General features: G+C 45.0%; 16 protein-coding genes. 12 read left to right on the forward strand and 4 right to left on the reverse strand.

Annotated features, from left to right (window positions below; translation table 11 throughout):
- Positions 1-43 precede the first annotated feature (43 nt).
- From AC07M6_RS04615 to AC07M6_RS04640, 6 genes are all read left to right on the forward strand, one after another.
- A complete protein-coding gene (locus AC07M6_RS04615; RefSeq protein ID WP_494887750.1) occupies positions 44-1,483 on the forward strand; it encodes a TolC family protein in 1,440 nt (479 codons plus the stop codon).
- A 46-nt stretch (positions 1,484-1,529) separates the two neighbouring features.
- Entirely contained in the window at positions 1,530-2,195 is a 666-nt protein-coding gene (locus tag AC07M6_RS04620) for an ABC transporter ATP-binding protein (protein ID WP_494887751.1), read from the forward strand.
- A gap of 24 nt (positions 2,196-2,219) precedes the next feature.
- On the forward strand, positions 2,220-3,452 hold the full coding sequence (locus tag AC07M6_RS04625) for an ABC transporter permease (RefSeq protein ID WP_494887752.1): 1,233 nt from the start codon (positions 2,220-2,222) through the stop codon (positions 3,450-3,452).
- Between the two features lie 27 nt (positions 3,453-3,479).
- Positions 3,480-4,664: an ABC transporter permease gene (locus tag AC07M6_RS04630; RefSeq protein WP_494887753.1), complete on the forward strand. Its 1,185-nt coding sequence runs from the start codon at positions 3,480-3,482 to the stop codon at positions 4,662-4,664.
- Positions 4,665-4,733: 69 nt separating this feature from the next.
- Complete coding sequence (locus AC07M6_RS04635; protein WP_494887754.1) at positions 4,734-6,107, forward strand: sigma-54-dependent transcriptional regulator; 1,374 nt, start codon at positions 4,734-4,736, stop codon at positions 6,105-6,107.
- Entirely contained in the window at positions 6,088-7,389 is a 1,302-nt protein-coding gene (locus AC07M6_RS04640) for a sensor histidine kinase (protein ID WP_494887755.1), read from the forward strand. The genes AC07M6_RS04635 and AC07M6_RS04640 overlap by 20 nt, the downstream gene beginning before the upstream one ends.
- Positions 7,390-7,422: 33 nt before the next feature.
- On the opposite strand, the gene AC07M6_RS04645 is transcribed toward AC07M6_RS04640, so the two are convergent.
- Positions 7,423-8,703, reverse strand: a complete 1,281-nt coding sequence (locus tag AC07M6_RS04645; RefSeq protein ID WP_494887756.1) for a hypothetical protein — start codon at positions 8,701-8,703, stop codon at positions 7,423-7,425.
- Position 8,704: 1 nt separating this feature from the next.
- Positions 8,705-10,528: a TonB-dependent receptor gene (locus AC07M6_RS04650; protein WP_494887757.1), complete on the reverse strand. Its 1,824-nt coding sequence runs from the start codon at positions 10,526-10,528 to the stop codon at positions 8,705-8,707.
- Positions 10,529-10,791: 263 nt separating this feature from the next.
- Here AC07M6_RS04650 and AC07M6_RS04655 point away from each other — a divergent pair, with 263 nt between their 5' ends.
- The 5 genes from AC07M6_RS04655 to AC07M6_RS04675 all read left to right on the forward strand — a co-directional run bounded on the left by AC07M6_RS04655 (position 10,792) and on the right by AC07M6_RS04675 (position 16,264).
- Complete coding sequence (locus tag AC07M6_RS04655) at positions 10,792-11,283, forward strand: hypothetical protein (protein ID WP_494887758.1); 492 nt, start codon at positions 10,792-10,794, stop codon at positions 11,281-11,283.
- Between the two features lie 151 nt (positions 11,284-11,434).
- Positions 11,435-14,842: a DUF4175 family protein gene (locus AC07M6_RS04660; protein WP_494887759.1), complete on the forward strand. Its 3,408-nt coding sequence runs from the start codon at positions 11,435-11,437 to the stop codon at positions 14,840-14,842.
- Position 14,843: 1 nt separating this feature from the next.
- Positions 14,844-15,266 (forward strand): ATP-binding protein, encoded by a 423-nt coding sequence (locus tag AC07M6_RS04665; protein WP_494887760.1) that lies wholly within the window; start codon positions 14,844-14,846, stop codon positions 15,264-15,266.
- Positions 15,266-15,691, forward strand: a complete 426-nt coding sequence (gene ybeY / locus AC07M6_RS04670) for an rRNA maturation RNase YbeY (protein ID WP_494887761.1) — start codon at positions 15,266-15,268, stop codon at positions 15,689-15,691. Before AC07M6_RS04665 ends, ybeY begins: the two co-directional genes overlap by 1 nt.
- Positions 15,692-15,748: 57 nt before the next feature.
- On the forward strand, positions 15,749-16,264 hold the full coding sequence (locus AC07M6_RS04675) for a glutathione peroxidase (RefSeq protein WP_494887762.1): 516 nt from the start codon (positions 15,749-15,751) through the stop codon (positions 16,262-16,264).
- A 296-nt stretch (positions 16,265-16,560) separates the two neighbouring features.
- On the opposite strand, the gene AC07M6_RS04680 is transcribed toward AC07M6_RS04675, so the two are convergent.
- Positions 16,561-17,544: a pyruvate dehydrogenase complex E1 component subunit beta gene (locus tag AC07M6_RS04680; protein ID WP_494887763.1), complete on the reverse strand. Its 984-nt coding sequence runs from the start codon at positions 17,542-17,544 to the stop codon at positions 16,561-16,563.
- Between the two features lie 338 nt (positions 17,545-17,882).
- Here AC07M6_RS04680 and AC07M6_RS04685 point away from each other — a divergent pair, with 338 nt between their 5' ends.
- Positions 17,883-19,781: a DUF4153 domain-containing protein gene (locus tag AC07M6_RS04685; protein ID WP_494887764.1), complete on the forward strand. Its 1,899-nt coding sequence runs from the start codon at positions 17,883-17,885 to the stop codon at positions 19,779-19,781.
- Positions 19,782-19,933: 152 nt separating this feature from the next.
- Here the strand turns inward: AC07M6_RS04685 and metF are convergent, their stop codons facing one another.
- Complete coding sequence (metF, locus tag AC07M6_RS04690) at positions 19,934-20,890, reverse strand: methylenetetrahydrofolate reductase [NAD(P)H] (RefSeq protein WP_494887765.1); 957 nt, start codon at positions 20,888-20,890, stop codon at positions 19,934-19,936.
- Between the last annotated feature and the right edge of the window lie 70 nt (positions 20,891-20,960).

Genomic DNA, 20,960 nt, shown 5'->3' on the forward strand with positions numbered 1-20,960 from the left:
GCGGCGCCTATTTAACATATCATACTTAAAATATTTCCTTGCGATGGTATTCATCAGCCTAAGCGTAAAGGGCTGGTGCATATCGCGCACGGATACCATCCGCTTTACCCTGCAACAGGTGGTTGAGCTGGCCCGTAAAAATGCTATAGCTGCCAAGCAAGCCGCCACCGTGCGCGAAACCCGGTATTGGGAATGGCGCACCTTCCGCTCTAACTATCAGCCACAGTTATCTTTAAGCGGCATTTTACCGGGCTATAGTAAAACCTATACCCAAATTGTGCAGCCCAACGGTACCATCCTGTTTCAGCCGATCCATAACGACAACTCGTCGCTGACGATGAATTTCAGTCAGAGTATTACCGCTACCGGCGGCACCGTTTACGGCACTACGCAATTACAGCGCTTTGACGATTTTGACCGCCACAATGTTTTATACAACGGCGTACCTTATGCTATCGGCTATAGCCAGCCATTATTTCAGTTTAATAGTTTGCGCTGGGATAAAAAGATAGAGCCGCTGAAATACAACGAAAGCAAGCAGGCTTATATTGAGGCCCAGGAAAAGATAGCCATTAACGTAGCGGGGTACTTTTTCGATCTGCTGCTGGCACAGGTAAACCTGCATGTGGCCGAACTGAACCTCACCAATACCGAAAATATTTTGCGGGTAGCTAACCTAAAATTTGAATTGGGTAAGGTATCAAAAAACGAGATCCTGCAACTGCAATTAGAGCAGCTGAACGCCCAAAAGGCCGTAGGCACCGCTATGCGCGATATGGAAATAGCCACGCTTGACCTGCGCAGTTATACCGGGCAGGAAGGCAACGAAAAGATAGCGCTGGAAGTGCCCACCGCTATCAGCGATATGACGGTATCGACAGATAAGGTATTATCCGAAGCATTAGCGAACCGCTCGGACGCGATTGCATTTGTACGCCGTGTGGCCGAGGCTAAGCGCGATGTGGCGAAAGCAAAAGGCCAGAACGGCTTGGTAGCCACCTTATCGGCTAATATTGGTTTCTCTAACAGCGCTACCAATATCCCCGATGTGTACCGTTCGCCGCAAAACCAGCAGGTGGTGCAGCTGCAATTTTCGGTACCGATACTGGATTGGGGAAGGTCGAAATCGCGCGCGAAAACGGCCGAAGCTAACGAGCAATTTACAACTTACGCCGTTGAACAGGATAAGCAAACCTTTAAGCAGCAAATTGTAACCCAGGTTACCCTGTTCAACATGATGAAGGAACAACTAAAACTTACCGCTAAGGCCGATAGCATTGCATCAGAAAAGTACCAGATAGCCCGCGAGCGCTACGTATTGGGCGACCTGAGCATTACCGACCTGAGCATCGCCTTTAAAGAAAACGACCAGGCCAAACGCGATTACGTAGCCAGTCTGCGCGATTTTTGGAGCGCCTATTACCAGTTACGCTACCTGTCGCTTTACGATTTTGAAAAACAACAAAAGATCACCTACAAGTAAAATCAATCATTCAATAATTCGATAAATCAATAATTAATAAAACCCGATGATACAATTACAAAACATTGAAAAGGTGTACCGCACCAGCACCATTGAAACCCTGGCGCTAAACAGTATTAGTCTGGATATTGCCAAGGGCGAATTCTTATCCATTATGGGCCCATCAGGCTGCGGCAAAAGCACGCTGCTGAATATTATGGGTCTGCTGGATAACCCATCAAAAGGCGAGGTCAAAATAGCCGATCAGAAGATCGATCATTTTACCGATAAGCAACTGGCGCAGTTTCGTAATACCAAGCTGGGGTTCATCTTCCAAAGCTATCACCTCATTAACGATCTGCAGGTGCTGGATAACGTGGAGCTGCCCCTGTTATACCGCAACTCCACCGCTGCCGAACGCCGGAAACTGGCCAGCGCAGCGCTGGAAAAGGTAGGCCTTGCTAACCGGATGAAGCATTTCCCAACCCAACTGTCGGGCGGGCAAAAACAACGTGTAGCTATTGCCCGCGCTATAGTCGGTAACCCCGAAATTATATTGGCCGATGAGCCTACCGGTAATCTGGACAGCGCCATGGGTAACGAAATTATGGATATCCTGATCCGCCTGAATAAGGAAGAAGGTACAACCATTGTAATGGTAACGCACGATGAGCACATGGCGCAAAAAACACATCGCCTGGTGCGCTTATTTGATGGTTCGCAGGTTCAGTAACTAACCGCTAAATATTAAAAGATCATGCTTAAAAATTACTTTAAAATAGCCATAGCGGTATTACGGAGGCGTAAGTTCTTTACGTTTATCAGCCTGTTTGGTATCAGCTTTACGCTGACGATATTAATGGTGCTCACTGCTTTTATTGATAAAGTGGTGAACGATAATTACCCGGATAAAAAACGCGACCGCTCCTTATACGCCAATAAAATAGAGTTACGGGGTAAAGAGTCGATGAACAGCAGTCCCCTGAGTTATTACTTCTTAAAGCATTACGTTGGCAAAATGAAAACGCCGGTAATGGTGGCTATATCATCGGAATTCGGCTCTACCAATACCTATGTAAACAACCGGAAAATTGTGATTAACTATAAATACACCAATACCGATTTCTGGAACGTGCTGGAGTTTGATTTTATAGAAGGCAAAGCCATCAGCAAACAACAGATAGATAATGCCGAACGCGTTACCGTGATATCAGCAGATATGAAAAAAGAATACTTTGGTGATGATAATACGCCGGTGGTAGGTAAATACATTGAGGCCGATAATATAAAATATCGCATCTGCGGCGTAGTTAAAAGCTTGCCCATCACATCGTACCTTTTTTATGCCGATATCTACCTGCCTATCACAACATCTAAAACAAATTTGGAGGCCGGCAAAGGCTACATGGGCAATTTCACGGCTGTACTATTGGCAAAAACACCGGGCGATGTACCCAAAATGAAACAGGAGTATGCATCCATTATAGCCAAGTTGCCTATGCCCAGTAAAGAATTTGATCATATTTACAGCCATGCCGATACTTATATTGAAGGCTATGTGAACAGCGGGAACGAACAAAAATCGGGGATGGTTTATGCCATAACGGCTATCACCTGTTTTGCATTGTTTGTAATGCTGTTACCAACGCTTAACCTGGTGAATATAAATATTACGCGTATTATGGAGCGTTCGTCAGAAATTGGTGTGCGCAAGGCTTTCGGCGCTTCATCAAAAACACTGGTTTACCAGTTTATTATAGAGAATTTGATCCTGACATTCCTGGGCGGGGGAATTGGTGTAATGTTATCGGTAGTAGTTATGTATGTGATTAACCGCGCGCAACTGATAGCCAACCTGCATCTGAGTTTAAATATTACTGTGCTTTTATACGCCTTTGCAACCTGTATAATTTTCGGGCTACTATCAGGGGTATATCCGGCCTGGCGCATGTCTAAGTTAAACATTGTAACGGCTTTAAAAGCCCAATAAATTTATCAACCTTAATATTAAAATATCATGTTCAAGCATTTACTTAAAATGATCTGGAATAAAAAGAAGCAAAACTCATTGCTGATTACCGAGATCCTGATCTCGTTCCTGGTCATATTCGCAGTGTTTAGTTTTGCATTGAATGCCTATAACAATTATGCAAAGCCAATGGGCTTTAATTATAAGCACGTTTGGGCAATAAGCTACAACCATACGCTAACAACCAAAAACCCCGATTCGGTAACGCTGGTTTACCAGAGTTTGCTCAGCAGCATCAAATCCATGCCGCAGGTAATGGATGCCGGCTATACCAGCGGTAATATTCCTTTTTCTAATAACCACATGAGTACCGGCATAACAAGTAACGGGCAGCAGATACACAACATTAACAACTTTTTTATGGATGATAACTATGTGAGCACAATGGGCGCCAAAATGCTGGAAGGGCGCTGGTATAATAAGGGCGATGCAGCTTCAAAAACCGAACTTGTTGTGATCAATAAAACCCTTAAAGAAAAACTTTTTGGCAAAGCCAATGCCACAGGCAAGTTGTTTGGCGGCGACGACGATAAACACAAGCGCAAAATTATTGGCGTTATAGACGATATTAAAACCGACGGCGATTACGTGGCTGCCAACAGCGGAATTTATAACCGGCACGATACCTCTGCGTACAAATGGCTGGGTAAAATACTGGTAAAGGTGAGTCCCGATGCTGATGCATCCTTCGAAACTAAGCTTTATAAATTAATGGCCAACACATTTAAAAGTTCCAATATCGAGATAGAGCATCTGGATAATAAACTGACGGCCTACAATAAGTTTACCCTGGTACCACTTATCATTCTTTCTATCGTGGCCGCATTCCTTATTATTAATGTAGCATTAGGCATATTTGGCGTGCTTTGGTACAACATTAACAAACGCCGGGGCGAGATTGGCCTGCGCCGTGCCGTAGGGGCCAGCGGCAGCGCTGTTTCAACACAAATAGTTACCGAGGCTTTGGTACTGGCTACCCTGTCGCTTATAATCGGCTCGTTCTTTGCCGTCCAGTTTCCGTTATTGCATGTGTTTGATTTAGCGGCGGGTGTTTACATTACCGCGATATTTTTAGCGATATTATTCATTTATTTGCTGGTGCTGGTATGCTCGCTTTATCCGGGCAGGCAGGCTGCGGCAATTTATCCGGCGGTAGCCCTGCACGAAGAATAGGTCTCACCCAACCCTCTCCTTTGGAGAGGGCTAAAATAAAACGCGATTGTGTTACTTTTATAAATAAATATGATCCTGATCATTGACGATGATATTGCCGTACGAACTTCCCTCACACTGTTGCTAACAGGTGAGGGATACGAGGTTATGGGTGCTGCGTCGCCGGGCGAAGCCATGAAAATCATGAATAAGCAAAGCCCCGAACTGATCATCATGGACCTTAACTTTTCTGTCGATACCTCCGGAAAGGAAGGGATGGAATTGCTGAATCAGATCAAGCGGATCAACAGCGCGGTACCCATTATCCTGATCACCGGCTGGGGCAGTATTGAACTGGCCGTACAGGGCATGAAAGCCGGGGCCAACGATTTTATTAATAAGCCCTGGAATAACGACCATGTGCTGCAATCGGTACGGACACTGCTCGATCTGCAGGATAAAAAAACCACGCACCTAACCCGTAAGCAATTAGATAAAACTTATAATTTTCAGCACATTATAGGCGAAGACCCGCAAGTACTCACCATTTTAGAAACCATAGGCCGGGTAGCCGATACTAATGCCTCCATATTGATTATGGGCGAAAGCGGCACAGGTAAGGAACTGATTGCCGAGGCCATCCATCAAAACGGGAACCGGCGCAATAAGCCCTTTATCAAAGTTAACCTCGGCGGCATCTCGACCTCGTTATTTGAAAGCGAGATGTTCGGCCACATGCGCGGGGCGTTTACCGATGCCCGGTTTGATCGTATCGGACGCTTTGAGATGGCCAATAAGGGCACTATATTTTTAGATGAGATAGGCGACCTGGATGCTGGCAGCCAGGTAAAACTGCTGCGCGTATTGCAGGACCGTACCTACGAGGTATTAGGCAGCAGCCGCACCAAAACCGTGGATGTACGCGTAGTATGCGCCACCAACAAAAACCTGAACGAGATGGTAAACCGCGGCACTTTCCGCGAGGACTTGCTGTATCGCATCAACCTCATCACCGTTTACCTGCCCCCTTTACGGGAGCGCCCGGGAGATATCCCTTTGCTGGTTGGCTTTTTTGTAAATAATTTAAAAGAGATCTACAACCGGCCGCATTTAACGGTAAGTCGCAGTGCTATTAAATGGCTGCAGCAATTACCTTTGCCGGGCAATATCCGGCAGTTAAAAAACCTGGTAGAGCGTACCATCCTGATCAGCAAAAAGGATGAACTGGAAATCGAGGATTTCCGCGCGCAACTGGAACTGTCGCCGGTTAAAAAGGGCGATACGCAATTGCCCGGGGTAGGTACATTAACGCTGGAAGAGGTGGAAGTAGCCATGATTAAACGGGCGATGGAATATCATAAAAATAAGATCTCAAAGGCCGCCGCCTCGCTGGGCTTAACACGAAGCGCGTTATACCGGCGTTTAGATAAGTACCAGATCCCTTATGATGAAGCTGAGCACTAAGTATATCCTGTTTGTAGTAATACTGCATGTGGTAACACTGCTGCTTACCTGGTTTATTTTTAAGGAGGATAAGGTGTTCTTTATCGCATCAGAGGTGCTGGTGATTATTTCGCTGGTAATTGCAACCCAGCTATACCGCCAGCTGATACTGCCGCTTAAATATTTAATGCAAGGACTGGAAGCTATTAAAGACCGCGATTTTAATGTAAAGTTTCTCAGCACCGGCAAACACGAGGTAGATCAGCTGATAGATGTGTATAACCACATGATAGATGAGCTGCGGATTGAACGTACCCGGCAGGAACAGCAGCACTTTTTTTTGGAAAAGCTGATCCATACATCGCCCACAGGCATTATTATTTTAGATTACGACCACCGCATAGAGCACCTTAACCCCAAAGCGCTGCAAATATTAGCGGCAGATGCCAAACAGATAAACGGCTTTTTAATTGACGAGTTGCCGCACCCCCTGTTTAAACAGATCAGGCATTTGCAGTCCGGCGAATCGCTGGTGGTTAAGCCCGATGGTATCAGCACGTATAAACTGCAAAAGGCCCATTTTATCGACAGGGGGTTTTCGCGCCAGTTTATTATGATAGAGGAACTGACCGCCGAGATATTAGCCGCCGAGAAGAATGTTTACGGCAAGGTGATCCGCATGATGGCGCACGAGGTAAACAATACCATTGGCCCGGTAAACTCTATTATGCAATCGGCCTTAACTACGCACCAGCTTTGGGAAAACCACCAGTTTAACACACTGAAAGATGCCCTGCAGGTAGCAATGGACCGCAACCAAAACTTAAACCTGTTTATGCGCAACTTTGCCGAACTGGTAAAGCTGCCCGCGCCAAAAAAACTTCCTGTAGATGTATATAAGACGATCAATTCGGTAGCGGGTTTGATGGCCATAAAGGCCCAGGAAAAACAAGTAGTTTTTAAGTTTGATATGCCCGGCGATAGTTTAATAATTGCAGCGGACGAGCAATTACTGGAGCAGGCCCTGATCAATATTGTGAAGAACAGTATAGAGGCTATCCATCAGGAAGGCACGGTTAGCTTTGCTATCCAGCCGCGGCAAAAGATACTCACTATTACCGATACCGGCCAGGGCATCAGCGCCGCGGATAGTGAGAACCTGTTCTCGCCCTTTTTCAGTACCAAAAAGGATGGTCAGGGTATTGGCCTTACCCTTGTGCGCGAGATCCTGCTAAGCCATGGTTTTGAGTTTTCGTTAAAAACTACGGCTGCAAATTGCACGGTCTTTACCATTCATTTTTGATCTATAATTAAACTTACTGCCTTTAACCTGTTGTTACAGTTGATTTGGCCGGTTCCTTTTTACGTATATAAAGCTGATGACCTCGCTTTTCCCACCATTTTTAAACTTAACGGTATTTTGCGGATCTATAAATTGTACTACAACAGCATAAGTTTTACCCGATATCATGGCCGGCGAGCCCCTGCTGATATCATAATCGTACGAATAGGTATTAGAAGCCTCATAGTTCAAAAAAAAAGGTGGTTTGGGATTTGCCATAACATCCGCTGCCGATTGGCCATCAGGCACCTGCACAATCATTAATTTTGATCTGATATTATCGGGCAGGCCCAGTGGTTTTGTCCATTTAATGGTGAATTTGGCAGGTTGGATATTGGTTGCATTTATTTGTTCATTATTTCCTGGTGCAACCAGCACAGGGTTATCATAAACAACCAACGGGGCTACGTAGCTAAAACTGTAAATAACGCTTTTGCCCTGATTTTTAAAGTTAACGCTGGTATTAGGATCAACAGCTTGTACCATTACTGCATATTTTTTGCCGGGGTTCAGCCGCGGGTCTGATGGGTTGTATACATAAGTATTGGTCATGATGTTATTCTTATCAAAAAACAATCTGCCGGTAGCAAACGCGATATTGGGATCTTCGGATGTGCCACGCATCTCTACCATGCGCAAGTGATAATAAGTTGATGGCGGTGCGCCGGCCGGCGTGCTCCAGTTGATTACTACAATGTTATTTGAATTTGTAGAAACTTCCTGATTGTTATATGGGCTGATAATAGTTGGTGGCTCGAAAGCGGTAGTGCTTACCGAATTACTGCAACCCACGGGCTGCCCCACGCTTAAAGGAGCATCTGTATAATAATCAAAGGCCTGCAGGCAAAAACGGTAGTTGCCTTCGGGGAAGCCGCCGTTACGCACAAAATCCTGTTTAGTATAGCCGTTAAGTACTGCCAAACCTTGGCTAAGCAGGCTATAATCAAAAAAAGCAGGGATATCATTCCCGGTCATTACCCTTGTAGCGTTAGCATTTACAATAATGGGCGCGCGGCTTTTGTAGCCCCCGTTGGTTGTTATGCTAATGCCGTTATCGCCGCTTACTGTTCCCCGCAACTGTATATTTTGAGTTGTTGTGGTTAAATTGGTTATCGTTACCAGTATTTGTGATGGGTGCGATGCGTAGTCGGTTATTTGGGTATAATAAGGGGGCAATATCTGTATGGTTACATTCACCTGTGCAAAACCATATACGGGCATAGCCAGTAATAACATTAAAATAATTAGCCGGGTTAGTTTTGATATATCTTGCATATTAAAAATTGTAAATGTAACTCACTTCATTCCTGTATTCGCGAAAGCGTGCGTCAAACGAGCCTGACGGCGGGTTATTGATAGTTATATAGGTAACCACTTTTAAAGCCTGGTGCTTGCCTACATTGTAGCTAATGTTACTGGTAATATTATCAATAATAGTATTTCCTGTTTCTAAAACACTTTGCATAAGCGAATTACTGATATTGATGTTTAGTTTTTGCTTAAAAAATGCCCCATACGCCCCTACCATAATGCCTTGATATTTATAGTTTAATTCGGGGCTGATAAACTCGGTGCGGCTGGGGGTAATATAGCTGCCTAACCCCTTTTTAGGGAAGCTGATCACATAGCTCAATGAATACTGCCTGGTTTCAACCGAGCGGTTGGTGGAGTTGCTGCTGGTAATGATCTGGTTAAAATCTTTTAAACGGTTATAGGTTCCTGTAAGGGTAAAAACATGCACTATATCCGCCGTGGTAATGGTATATCGCGGCGCTATCATTAGGTTATTGGTTGATTGCACAATCCGTAGCGAATCGGGGAATTGCACCAGCGCCGGCCGCTGATCGTTTAAAAAATTAGTATAATTAGCATAGAGCGCAAGCCTGGGGCTAAGGTCTATACCAGCAACCATCGAGCCGATGACCTTGTGCGTTTCCGAACCCTTTTGTTGCTTCAAATTATCGTGCTGCAAACCAATGCTGCCGCTAAACCTCGCTTTGCCTTTAAAAAGCGTTGCCGCCGGCACTAATGACCACGATGCTACGTCGTTTTCAAAATAATACCCTCCCATCGTTTGGAAATTAGGATCCACGCGCCTGTATTGCACTTTTATATTATACAGCCTTGCCGCATAACCCACGCTGGCATCCAAAGCGGTAAAAAATTGGCTGGTGCCATTAAACGGGGCCAGCTTTTTAATGATCTTTAAAATGGCCTGCTTTACCGAATCTATACGGATAGGAGAATTTAGATCGTTGGTGAAAACACTGCCCGCGCCGGTGGCCCCAATAAAAAAATGTTTATAAGTAAATCTGGTAGCAAAACCCAGCACCGAGTTACCGGCAGGTGTAATATAATAATTGTAATTAGGGATATCCCTGTCAACCGAGTTGCTGTCGTCCCTGGCGCGCAGGTAGCTAAACTCCACAAAATTACTATCGGTGCCATATCCCAGTTTGGCTGCGTAACCCTTGCGCGAAAAGCCGTACGGAACCAGTGCCTGACGGGCGGTATCGATTTTTACGGCGCTGTTTAAGCGGCCATACATAAAGCCGGCACGCAGTTTACCGGGCTTTATATCAAACCCAGCCCCCAGCATGGTATGGCCGGCAAGCGTGTAAGGGGTGTATTGTATATTACGATAACCTAAATGCAGGGTTAACCATTTATAAGTAGGGCTTGCGCCAATTTGATTGTAGGGCTGTGCCAATAAAGGATCGGGCCTGGTGTACGAAAAAGCGATGGGGATATACACCCCCTTAGTGTAAACCCAGGGGTTACCTGTAATATAATAGGTAAAAGGTTGCTGGCGGTTTTCAATACCGCGCGCAGCATAATTTATGGTAGTGGCCTGTATACCACCGCCAAACTGCACAGCCGGCTGGGGCGGTGGTACTACCGCTGTAGCGGCAACAGTTGTATTGACAGGTGCTTTAACAATGCTATCGGCACCCGATTGGACGTGGATTTTTCCGGCAAGGGAATCAATTGTTTTTTTGGAGGTAGTATCGTTTACTTGCGCTTGTACCGAACTGCAAATACACAATAGGAGGCAGATGATGCATGGCGTTAAACATCCATACAGATATTTTTTATTCACAGTGATAAGGGTAAAGGCCGCGAATATATGGTAATAAAAGCAAATAACAGATTTATAATACATTAGCCACAAGTCATAATCAATTTAATTAACTTTTATGACCGGGCAACCAACGCAGATAGCCATTTGCATATCGGGCAACACCGTTTTATTTTAATTTTTACATCGTTCCATAAATAAGTGGACCACTATGCTTTAAACAAGGTTTTTTTCGCTTTCTTTGATGAAATTATTATCACAATTACACTATCCCACAAAACTTTATGAAAAAAATCCTTTTGGCTGCCATTTTATGTGCAGGCAGCGCGTTTTTTATAAACGCTAAAGCACAAACACAACCGCCGGCATCGCCACCGCCGGCAGCAAAACCAACACCTGTACCAACACCTGTAGTAGTATCACCAGGTTTTGAAACACCCGCCACCCCCAATACGCCTCCGCCCCCACCAAAAACAAACGGGTCACAACCCCCGCCACCCACCCCACAACCAGTGACGCTATCACCACGCCCAACGCCTGCCCCTGGTTTAGCTCCGGGTTCATTTGGCTATTTGCCAGCTGGTACAGCGCCGTCAACACCAACACCGCCGCCGCCAACAGCGCCAAAACCGCTAACACTACCGGCCGGGTCAACAGGGCCACAACCGGCCGGCACTACACCAGCAGGGCCAGCACCAAAACTGGGCGGCACTACACCGCCACCAGGGCCAGCAACTCCAGTTCCTGCACCTGCTAAACCACCAGGGGTACAATAAGCAAATGGTTATATAGATATTAAAGCCTGGCGCTATGTGCCAGGCTTTTTTTATGCTGCTTGTACCCTTTTGTAACGCTTTTATCACCAATCACAATTATTGCCGTTAAATTTTCGTTTAACATCATATCTTCACTATATTAGTATTAGGTATGGACTCACAGGGCAATTACGAATTACTGATCGGCAAGATCAACTTGTTTATCCGCAAGTATTATTTCAATAATCTGCTGCGGGGGCTTATCTTTTTAGGGGCGGGGCTTTTCTCGGCCTTCGTCGTCATTACCGTGAGCGAGTACTTTGGCAACTTTAATACAGTAGCCCGTACCATACTGTTCTATGCTTTTATTTTATTGAATTCGGGCTTGTTATTTTGGCTGGTGGTACCCTCGCTGCTGGCCTGGTTAAGGGTGGGCAAAACCCTCACACACGATGAAGCCGCCGAGATCATCGGCAGGCATTTTGCCGATGTAAGCGATAAGCTGCTGAACACGCTGCAATTAAAAAAATTAGCCGATCAGGATGTTAAGCACAGTCAGCTGATTGAAGCCAGTATCGACCAAAAGATAGAAACGCTGAAGCCCGTTAGCTTCCCCTCGGCCATTAACCTGCGCGAGAATAATAAATACCTCAAGTTTTTGATCTTCCCTGCCGGGGTGATCTGTATTTTGGCTTTTGCCGCGCCTTCTATTTTAACCGAAAGCACCAAGCGTTTAATCCATCATAATAAATATTATACCCCGCTGGCGCCATTCCAATTTGTGGTTTTAAATAGCAATCTTTCGGCCGTACAGGGCGAAGATGTGAAGCTGGAATTGAAAATGACCGGCAGCAAGCTCCCCGCCGATGTGTATGTGGAAACCAATGGCAATACCTTTAAGCTGGATAAAGAAAACCTGGCACGTTTCCATTACCTGTTCAGCAATTTGCAGCAGAATACTACCTTTAGATTGAGCGCCAATGGTTTTTACTCCGAGCCTTACCAAATTAAGGTGAACCTGAAACCATCGCTGCTTAATTTTGATGTGGAGCTAATCTATCCATTCTATCTGCACAAAAAAAATGAAACCCTGCTCAATGCCGGCGACCTGACCATCCCGGCAGGCACCACCGTGAAATGGCAGTTGCATACCCAAAACGCCGACCGCGTACTGTTTGCGCTGGATGGCAAACCTATGCGGATCAGTAACAGCAATAATGGCCTGTTTGAACATACCGAGCATATCCGTGCCAACGCTATCTACTCACTTAAACCCGAGAGCAATACCGTGGTCCGGGGCGATTCGGCAAGTTACCGCATTAATGTAATTGCCGATGAACTGCCGGCCATTACAGCGATAGAAAAGCAGGATTCCATCAGCTCGAAGGCCATTTACTTTAACGGCCGTATTCAGGACGATCATGGCTTTACCTCCTTAACTTTCCATTACAAGGCCGGTCAGCCGGGTACTAACAAAGATGAGAAAACCATTACCAAAGCAGTTAAAGCAGACCTGAGCCAAACCCAGGCCGACTTTTTTTACTATTGGGATATGAAAGACCTGGCCGTTAAACCGGGCGATGAGTTAAGCTACTATTTTGAAGTGAGCGATAACGACGCGGTATCAGGCCCTAAAAAAGCACGCACGCCCGAGCGTACCCTGAAAGTGCCGACAGAAAAGGAACTGGCCGATCAGCTAAACGCGGGGACGGAATCGGTAAAATCTAAACTGTCATCGGCGGTGAAAATTGCAGGTCAGCTGGAAAAGGAATCGGCCAAATTAAACCAGCTGCTGCTGAACAAGAACACGCTGAGCTTTGACGAAAAGAAACAGGTGGAAGACTTGCTGCAAAAGAAAAAGGATTTGAACGACCTGATCAAAGACATCCGTGACGAAAATCAAAAGAACCAGACCAATCGCCAGGAAAATCAGCAGCAAAACCCCGACCTGACCGATAAGCAAAGGCAAATGGACGAGCTGCTGAAAAACATCCTGGACCCTAAAACCCAGGAACTGATGGATAAGCTGCAGCAGTTAATGGAAATGGAGCGTAAGGAACCAACCCGCGATGCGGTTAACCAGATGAAGAACGAGAACCGGAACCTGAAAAAGGAACTGGACCGCATGCAGGAGCTGTACAAAAAACTGGCCTTTGACCAAAAGCTGAACCAAACGGTAAACCAGTTGAATAAGCTGGCCGAGCAACAGGACAAACTGGCGGACAAAACCCAGCAGCAGGATAAAGACCAGCAGGATAAACAAAATGCTGACAAACAGAACGCCGACCAGCAAAAAGCCGATAAGGAACAATTGCAAAAGGAGCAGGAAAAGCTGAACAAGGATTTCAAGGATATTGAAAAAACCATGGACGAGCTGAAGAAGGAGAACGATCAGCTGGAAGAAAAACAGAATTTTGACAAGCAGGAACAGGATCAGCAGAGTGTGGAGCAGGATATGCAGGACAGTAAGGAGCAGATCCAAAAGGATAATAAATCCAAAGCATCAAAATCGCAAAAGCAGGCTGCTGCCAAAATGAAGAAGATGGCGCAAAAAATGCAGCAGGACCAGGAGGAAAGCGAGCAGGAACAGAACACCATGGATGCCCAGCAACTGCGCGAATTATTAAAGAGTTTGGTAAACAGCTCGTTCGATCAGGAAAAAGTGATGCAAACACTGAAGACCACCAGCACTAACGACCCTAATTACGTTACCCTGGCGCAAAAGCAAAAGGATATCAAGGATAATTTAAAAACAGCCGAGGATACGCTGTATGCCATCAGTCGCCGTATTCCGCAGATCCAATCGACTGTAAATACCGAAATTGCGAGTATTAACGATCATATCGACAAGGCGCTGGAGCTATTGGGCGACCGCCGGACAGGCGAAGCTAACCGCGAGCAGCAATACACCATGACCAGCATGAACAACCTGGCCCTGATGCTGAGCGATGCGAAAGACCAGCTGGAAAGCTCGATGAAAAACTCCAAAAGTGGTAAAGGCAAAGGGAAAAAGCAGTCGAAACAATCTATGCAGCAGCTGAGCAAAATGCAGCAGCAATTGAACCAGAACATGCAGCAAATGCGCGACCAGATGCAGCAGCAACAGCAGCAGGGCAATAACCCCAACCAGGGGCAAAGCCAGCATCAAAGCCAAAGCGAACAGTTGGCCCGCATGGCCCGCGCGCAGCAGGAAATACGCCAGCAATTAGAGCGGATCAGTCGCGAAGAGAACAAGGATGGGCGCAAAGGTTTAGGCGATTTGGATAAAATTTCTAAACAAATGGAACAAACTGAAAATGATCTCGTAAACAGGAGAATAACTGATGAATCAATAAAACGTCAGCAACAGATACAAACACGGCTACTGGAGGCAGAAAAGGCGGAACAACAGCGGGACGAGGATAATAAGCGGGACAGCCATGCAGGCAAGGATATACCTCCGGGATATATTAAAGCATTGCAAAACTACCAGCAGGCAAAGGCAAAACAAACCGAACAGATAAAAACAGTACCGGCGGCACTAAATTTGTATTATAAGCAAAAAATAAAATCTTACTTTGATCAACTTAATGCAAAATAGTATGCAAGAATCGAATTTCCCCACTACCGAACTTTTTACGCTGCAACTGCCGTCGCAACCGGATAGTATTGCCCAGCTGGAAGTTTTGATAGAGGAGATAGCGGATAAATACCAGATTACCGAAGATACCTTTGCCAATATGATGACCTGCCTAAGCGAGGCCGTTAATAATGCCATACTGCATGGCAATAAGCAGGATGCTGATAAAAAGGTAATTGTAAATGCCGAGGTTGACGGCCGCCGTATTATCTGGACCGTTACCGACGAAGGCGAAGGCTTTGACCCCAACCATATCCCCGACCCAACCGCGCCCGAAAACCTGGAAAGTTTAACAGGCAGGGGTGTATTTATTATTAAACATTTAGCCGATCAGTGCGTGTTTAACGATAAGGGTAATGAGCTGGAACTTCATTTTAAGATTTAATGCCGGCTATTTGTTTTTTTGAGGAGGATATTAAGTACACGCTGAAAAATAAAATAGCGTTACGTAAGTGGATAAAAGATACCATAATAGCCGAGGGTTTTAAGCTGAATGAGCTGAACTATATTTTTTGCAGTGATGCCTACCTGCTGCGCATTAACCAGCAGTATCTGGATCATGATACCTATACCGATATCATTACGTTCGATAATTCGGAAGAAGAGAAAACCATTGTGGGCGATATTTTTATCTCGGCAGAACGGGTTAAAGAGAACGCCAAAAAGTTTAACGTACCCGAAACTACCGAACTGCACCGGGTAATGATACACGGCGCGCTGCATTTACTGGGCTATAAAGATAAGGGCGCCGCAAGTAAAAAGTTAATGACACAAATGGAAGATAAGTATCTGGATAAAATAAGTTTATAACTTGCGCTACCTTTTAACAAGTTTATACGTATTTACTAAAACCCATTTTAAATTATCATGAAAATACTTGTTGTTTTATTCGCGCTGCTGTTTGCGGCTGCACCCAGTTCGGTTTACGATTTTAAACTGAAAAACATCGACGGTAAAAACTTTGACCTGAAAAAGTACAAAGGCAAAAAGATCCTGATTGTTAACACGGCATCAAAATGCGGTTACACGCCGCAGTACGAGGCTTTGCAAACTTTATCTGAAACTTACAAAGACAAACTGGTGGTGATTGGGTTCCCGGCCAATAACTTTGGCGGACAGGAACCGGGTACCGCTGCCGAGATTAAAAGCTTTTGCACCGAAGGTAAATACCACGTAACCTTCCCGCTGAGCGAAAAAGTAAGTGTTAAGGGCGATGATATCGCACCATTATTTAAATACCTTACCGAAGCGCCAAACCCTGATTTCACCGGCGAGATCAAATGGAATTTCGAGAAGTTTTTGGTAGACGAGAACGGTACGCTGATCCACCGCTTCCGCTCAAAAACAACCCCGATGTCCGAAGATATCACCAAATATCTTTAAGCATAAAAAAGCCCTTCTGCAAACAGAGGGGCTTTTTGTTTGTTTTCAAAGTGCGCGTTTAGATACCATATCCCAGGATATAACCCATGTCATTTCGACGAACAGCGGTGGGTGAAGGGAAGGGGTAAGGAGAAATCTTATACGACTTGCTTATCGCACGTATAAGATTTCTCTTTCGCCCCAATGCTCATCCCCCCAGGCTCTATCGAAATGACACGAGGATTTTGATTTGCATATGTAAATAAAAAGCCCTTCTGTTTTGCAGAAGGGCTTTTTACTTTTATCGGTATTCCCAATTACTTGGTTACGTATAATACTTCTTTTACCGCTTTAATTACACGTTCGGCATTTGGCAGGTATTCCTGTATCAAAGTTGGCGCGTAAGGCAATGGTACGTCGCCGCCCATAATACGCAGGATAGGCGCATCAAGATAATCAAACGCGTCTTTTTGTACTTTAAAGGCAATCTCGGTTGCGATAGAACCTAAAGGCCAGCTTTCTTCTACCAATACCAAACGGTTGGTTTTTTTAACCGATTCGATAATGGTTGGGTAATCAATAGGGCGCACGGTGCGCAGGTCTATCACCTCGGCGCTGATGCCTTCTTTTTCCAGTTCGGCTGCAGCGGCGTTAACTACTTTCATAATTTTGCCAAAACCTACCAAAGTAACATCGGTACCTTGTTTGGTTACGCTGGCTTTGCCAATTTCTATATAATAGGTTTCTTCAGGTACTTCACCTTTATCGCCGTACATTAATTCCGACTCCATAAAAATAACCGGATCAGGATCAATGATAGCTGATTTTAATAAACCTTTTGCATCGGCAGGGTTTGATGGAACAACCACTTTTAAGCCCGGGCAGTTGGCATACCAGTTTTCGAAACACTGGCTGTGCTGCGAGCTAAGCATACCCGCGTTACCGGTTGGGCCGCGAAATACAATTGGCACCGAGAACTGGCCGCCGCTCATACTCATTATTTTGGCCGCGCCGTTGATGATCTGGTCTATAGCCACTAACGAGAAGTTAAAGGTCATAAATTCGATAATCGGTTTCAGGCCGTTCATAGCCGAACCAATGCCGATACCAGCAAAGCCTAATTCAGATATAGGGGTATCTATAACGCGCTTGGCGCCAAATTCATCCAGCATACCCTGGCTCACTTTGTAGGCGCCGTTGTATTCGGCAACTTCTTCGCCCATCAGGTAAATAGTATCGTCGTTGCGCATCTCTTCGTTCATTGCTTCACGAAGCGCTTCCCTGAATTGTATTTCTCTCATTATATCTTAAATGAACATTTTTTCGAACGCAAATATAAGTAATGAAGTGTTAAAAACAATCGGCCTGTAACGATAAACAACCGGCGAATAAATATTTTACAAACAGGGGCTATCGCCGCTAAAAGGGCCGGGATAAGCAAAGTTTGTAATTGCTGTTACATTAAATGGCTAAGCGCAAAAACAGCAGAATAATATTTTACAAAACAGGGCAATGAATGTGCAAATGCAGGGATGTACAACTATGTAAATGAAACGATGCTTCACTAATAAATATCTGCAAAAACAAACAACAGTTACTATTATCATTACCTTTAGCTATCAATAACCTATACATCGCAATGAAACTTCCATCTATTAAAAACCTAATCGCAAGCGCATCGGCCGTTATCAAACGTTTCCCTTTCGAAATGTTGTTTGCCCTAACGGGCACTATAGCGGGCATCTGCTATATCGAACTACAATACATTAAACCCACTGCCGAAAGCTGGAGCGTGCGGATATTGATGATGGCCAACCTGGGTTTATTGCTTAGCCTGGCGGTTACCTTGTACGCAGGCAGCAAAAAGCTATCTGTCCGTAATACCTTGCTGTTAAAGCTGGTGGCAGCCATATTTGCGGTAGCGCTTATCTTTATGATCAACCCATACGCCCGGGAAGCCGACCGTACGCGGTTTTTTCTGCTGAGCCTGGCATTTCACCTCCTGGTGGCGTTTGCGGCATTTACCAATAAGGGGCATGTGCAGGGTTTCTGGCAGTTTAATAAAACATTGTTTTTGCGGTTTTTAACCAGCGTGCTGTACAGCGTGGTACTGTTTGCCGGGATATCGGCGGCCATTGGGGCCATGAATTTCCTGTTTAATTTCGATTTTGAATGGGACTGTTTTGCCATACTATGGGTGTGCATAGTCGGCTTATTTAATACGCTGTTCTTTTTAGCGGGTGTGCCCGATGATATGCCCGCTTTGGATGCCGACGAAAGCTATCCTAAAGGATTAAAGATATTTACCCAATATGTGCTGATCCCCCTGGCTACGCTTTACGTGGTGATCTTACTGGCTTACGAAACCAAGATACTGGTGCAATGGAACCTGCCCAAGGGACTGGTATCCAACCTGATTTTGGGTTATGCTGTTTTTGGTATCCTATCGATATTATTGGTTTACCCGGTGCGCGAGCGCGAAGAGAATAAATGGATAAAAACCTATGCCCGCAGTTTTTACTTTTTAATGCTGCCGCTGCTGGTTTTATTATTCCTGGCCGTTGGCACAAGGGTTTCGCGCTATGGCATAACCGAAGACCGTTACTTTTTAATGGTACTGGCTATTTGGCTGTTGTTTATAACGATTTACTTCCTGGTCTCGAAAAAGCAGAATATCAAGCTGATCCCGATATCGCTCTGCATAATTACACTGTTGTCGGTTTATGGACCACAAAGTGCATTTACGGTTTCCATGTATTCGCAACAGCATATTTTGGTAAATGCCTTTAAACGGATGAATGCCTTTAAAGATGGCAAACTACAGCCGGTAGACAGCGTTAGGGTTAACCGGAAGGATGGTAACAGGGCTGTAGCTACGCTGGACTATCTGATTGCCCATCACGATATGGCATCAATAATACCTTATATGCCTGCCAAGTTCAGCATGGAAAGCAAAGCGACCAAAAACCCCAGGTTTGGTAAAGTTATGATGTATACGGGGTACGATTATAGATGGGATAAACTGGACCGGGTTAAACAGTACTTACATTTAACCCGTTTTTCGGGCTATGGTTATGATATGGACGAACCTGTGATGATCAGCAGTTATCAGTTTACCCCGATAGACGATGAACTGCTAAATGTAAAAGGGTATGATTATGTATTAATGGGGCGCCAGGTTAATAATGATACACTGGAAACGCAGACCGGTACTTTACATATCAGCCAACGCGCCAAAAATAACGACAGCCGTACGCTTAGTTTAAATAAAGAGGTAATGGTTTTTGATATTAAGGCAAAAGTAAATGAACTGCTAAAAGACGAAAAGGCTTTAGCAAAATATAAGGATACTGCTCATGTCACTGAGTTTGAAAGGCACTACACCATGCCTCAGGCGGTGCTGAATATCACCCAAAAAACAACCCATTTTGAGGTAATGCTAAATATTAACTCTATCACTTTTGAAGTGGACAAAGCCACGAAGGTTGACCACATTAATTTTATAAACGGGCAGTATTTAATAAAGGTGAAGAAGTAATAAACAATTTGTCATTGCAAGCGATAGCGCGGCAATCCCATAGGACGATCAAACTTTACCTGCCTATGAGATTGCCACGTCACCCCAGCGCTAAATCCCCTGCGAATACATAAAGTGGTATCCTGCTCCCCCTTCAGGGGGCCAGGGGGGGGTTAAAATATCGCCTCGGCAATGCGCTTGGTAGGCCCGGCGTTGCTCATGGTGTAGAAATGCAGCACTGGCGCGCCAAATTTGATTAGTTCGCGGCATTGGTTAATGGTCCATTCAATACCCACATCCTTCACCTCTTTTTCTGATTTGCAGGCATGCACCGCGTCGCACAGGTCTTCGGGCATATCAATATGGAATGTTTTAGCCAGGCCAATTAGCTGTTTGGTATTAGCCAGTGGTTTCAAGCCTGGTATTATCGGCATATTGATGCCGTTGGCCCTGCAGTTGTTTACAAAATCAAAATACTTCTGATTATCAAAAAACATTTGGGTAACAATAAAATTGGCGCCCATCTCTACCTTTTTCTTCAGGTATTTAAAGTCGGTTTTCATATTAGGGGCCTCAAAATGTTTTTCGGGGTAACCGGCTATGCCGATACAGAAATTGGTTTTCAGGTTATCCTCGCTATGTTCGTGCAGGTAAATACCGTTATTCATATCCACCACCTGTTGCAGCAGATCGGTAGCGTAGTTATGCCCGTTAGGGTTTGGGATAAACGAAGCATCGCCACGGCGGGCATCGCCACGCAATACCAATACGTTTTCGATACCCAAAAATTGCAGGTCGAACAAACCGTTCTCGGTTTCATCCTTAGTAAAACCGCCGCACAGCAAATGCGGAACGGTATCTACATGATACTTATTCATAATAGCCGCGCAGATAGCAATAGTGCCCGGGCGTTTGCGGTAGCTCAGTTTCTCTAACAGGCCGTTTTCGTGCTCTTTATAAATATAATCCTCACGCAGCGATGTTACATCAATAAACGGCGGCTTAAACTCCATCAGCGGGTCTATAGCATCATAAATTCCCTGTATGCTTTGACCTTTTAAAGGTGGGATCAGTTCGAATGAGAAAAGTGTTTTGCCGTTGGCTTTTTTTATGTGTTCGGTTATTTTCATACCCCCTAACCCCCTAAAGGGGGAATTTTGGTTAAGTTGTGTTACAAATATAATATTTAGATGCACCTCC

The organism is Mucilaginibacter sp. GW821-FHT07H05 (assembly GCF_059418485.1).

What these genes read in the sequence shown, in the direction of transcription:
- AC07M6_RS04655 (WP_494887758.1), top strand. Translation starts at nt 10,792, where the DNA reads ATGAAAAAAATCCTTTTGGCTGCCATTTTATGTGCAGGCAGCGCGTTT.
- metF (WP_494887765.1), bottom strand. Translation starts at nt 20,890, where the DNA reads ATGAAAATAACCGAACACATAAAAAAAGCCAACGGCAAAACACTTTTC.
- AC07M6_RS04640 (WP_494887755.1), top strand. Translation starts at nt 6,088, where the DNA reads ATGATGAAGCTGAGCACTAAGTATATCCTGTTTGTAGTAATACTGCAT.
- AC07M6_RS04675 (WP_494887762.1), top strand. Translation starts at nt 15,749, where the DNA reads ATGAAAATACTTGTTGTTTTATTCGCGCTGCTGTTTGCGGCTGCACCC.
- AC07M6_RS04620 (WP_494887751.1), top strand. Translation starts at nt 1,530, where the DNA reads ATGATACAATTACAAAACATTGAAAAGGTGTACCGCACCAGCACCATT.
- AC07M6_RS04660 (WP_494887759.1), top strand. Translation starts at nt 11,435, where the DNA reads ATGGACTCACAGGGCAATTACGAATTACTGATCGGCAAGATCAACTTG.
- AC07M6_RS04680 (WP_494887763.1), bottom strand. Translation starts at nt 17,544, where the DNA reads ATGAGAGAAATACAATTCAGGGAAGCGCTTCGTGAAGCAATGAACGAA.
- AC07M6_RS04665 (WP_494887760.1), top strand. Translation starts at nt 14,844, where the DNA reads ATGCAAGAATCGAATTTCCCCACTACCGAACTTTTTACGCTGCAACTG.
- AC07M6_RS04630 (WP_494887753.1), top strand. Translation starts at nt 3,480, where the DNA reads ATGTTCAAGCATTTACTTAAAATGATCTGGAATAAAAAGAAGCAAAAC.
- AC07M6_RS04615 (WP_494887750.1), top strand. Translation starts at nt 44, where the DNA reads ATGGTATTCATCAGCCTAAGCGTAAAGGGCTGGTGCATATCGCGCACG.
- AC07M6_RS04645 (WP_494887756.1), bottom strand. Translation starts at nt 8,703, where the DNA reads ATGCAAGATATATCAAAACTAACCCGGCTAATTATTTTAATGTTATTA.
- AC07M6_RS04625 (WP_494887752.1), top strand. Translation starts at nt 2,220, where the DNA reads ATGCTTAAAAATTACTTTAAAATAGCCATAGCGGTATTACGGAGGCGT.
- ybeY (WP_494887761.1), top strand. Translation starts at nt 15,266, where the DNA reads ATGCCGGCTATTTGTTTTTTTGAGGAGGATATTAAGTACACGCTGAAA.
- AC07M6_RS04685 (WP_494887764.1), top strand. Translation starts at nt 17,883, where the DNA reads ATGAAACTTCCATCTATTAAAAACCTAATCGCAAGCGCATCGGCCGTT.
- AC07M6_RS04635 (WP_494887754.1), top strand. Translation starts at nt 4,734, where the DNA reads ATGATCCTGATCATTGACGATGATATTGCCGTACGAACTTCCCTCACA.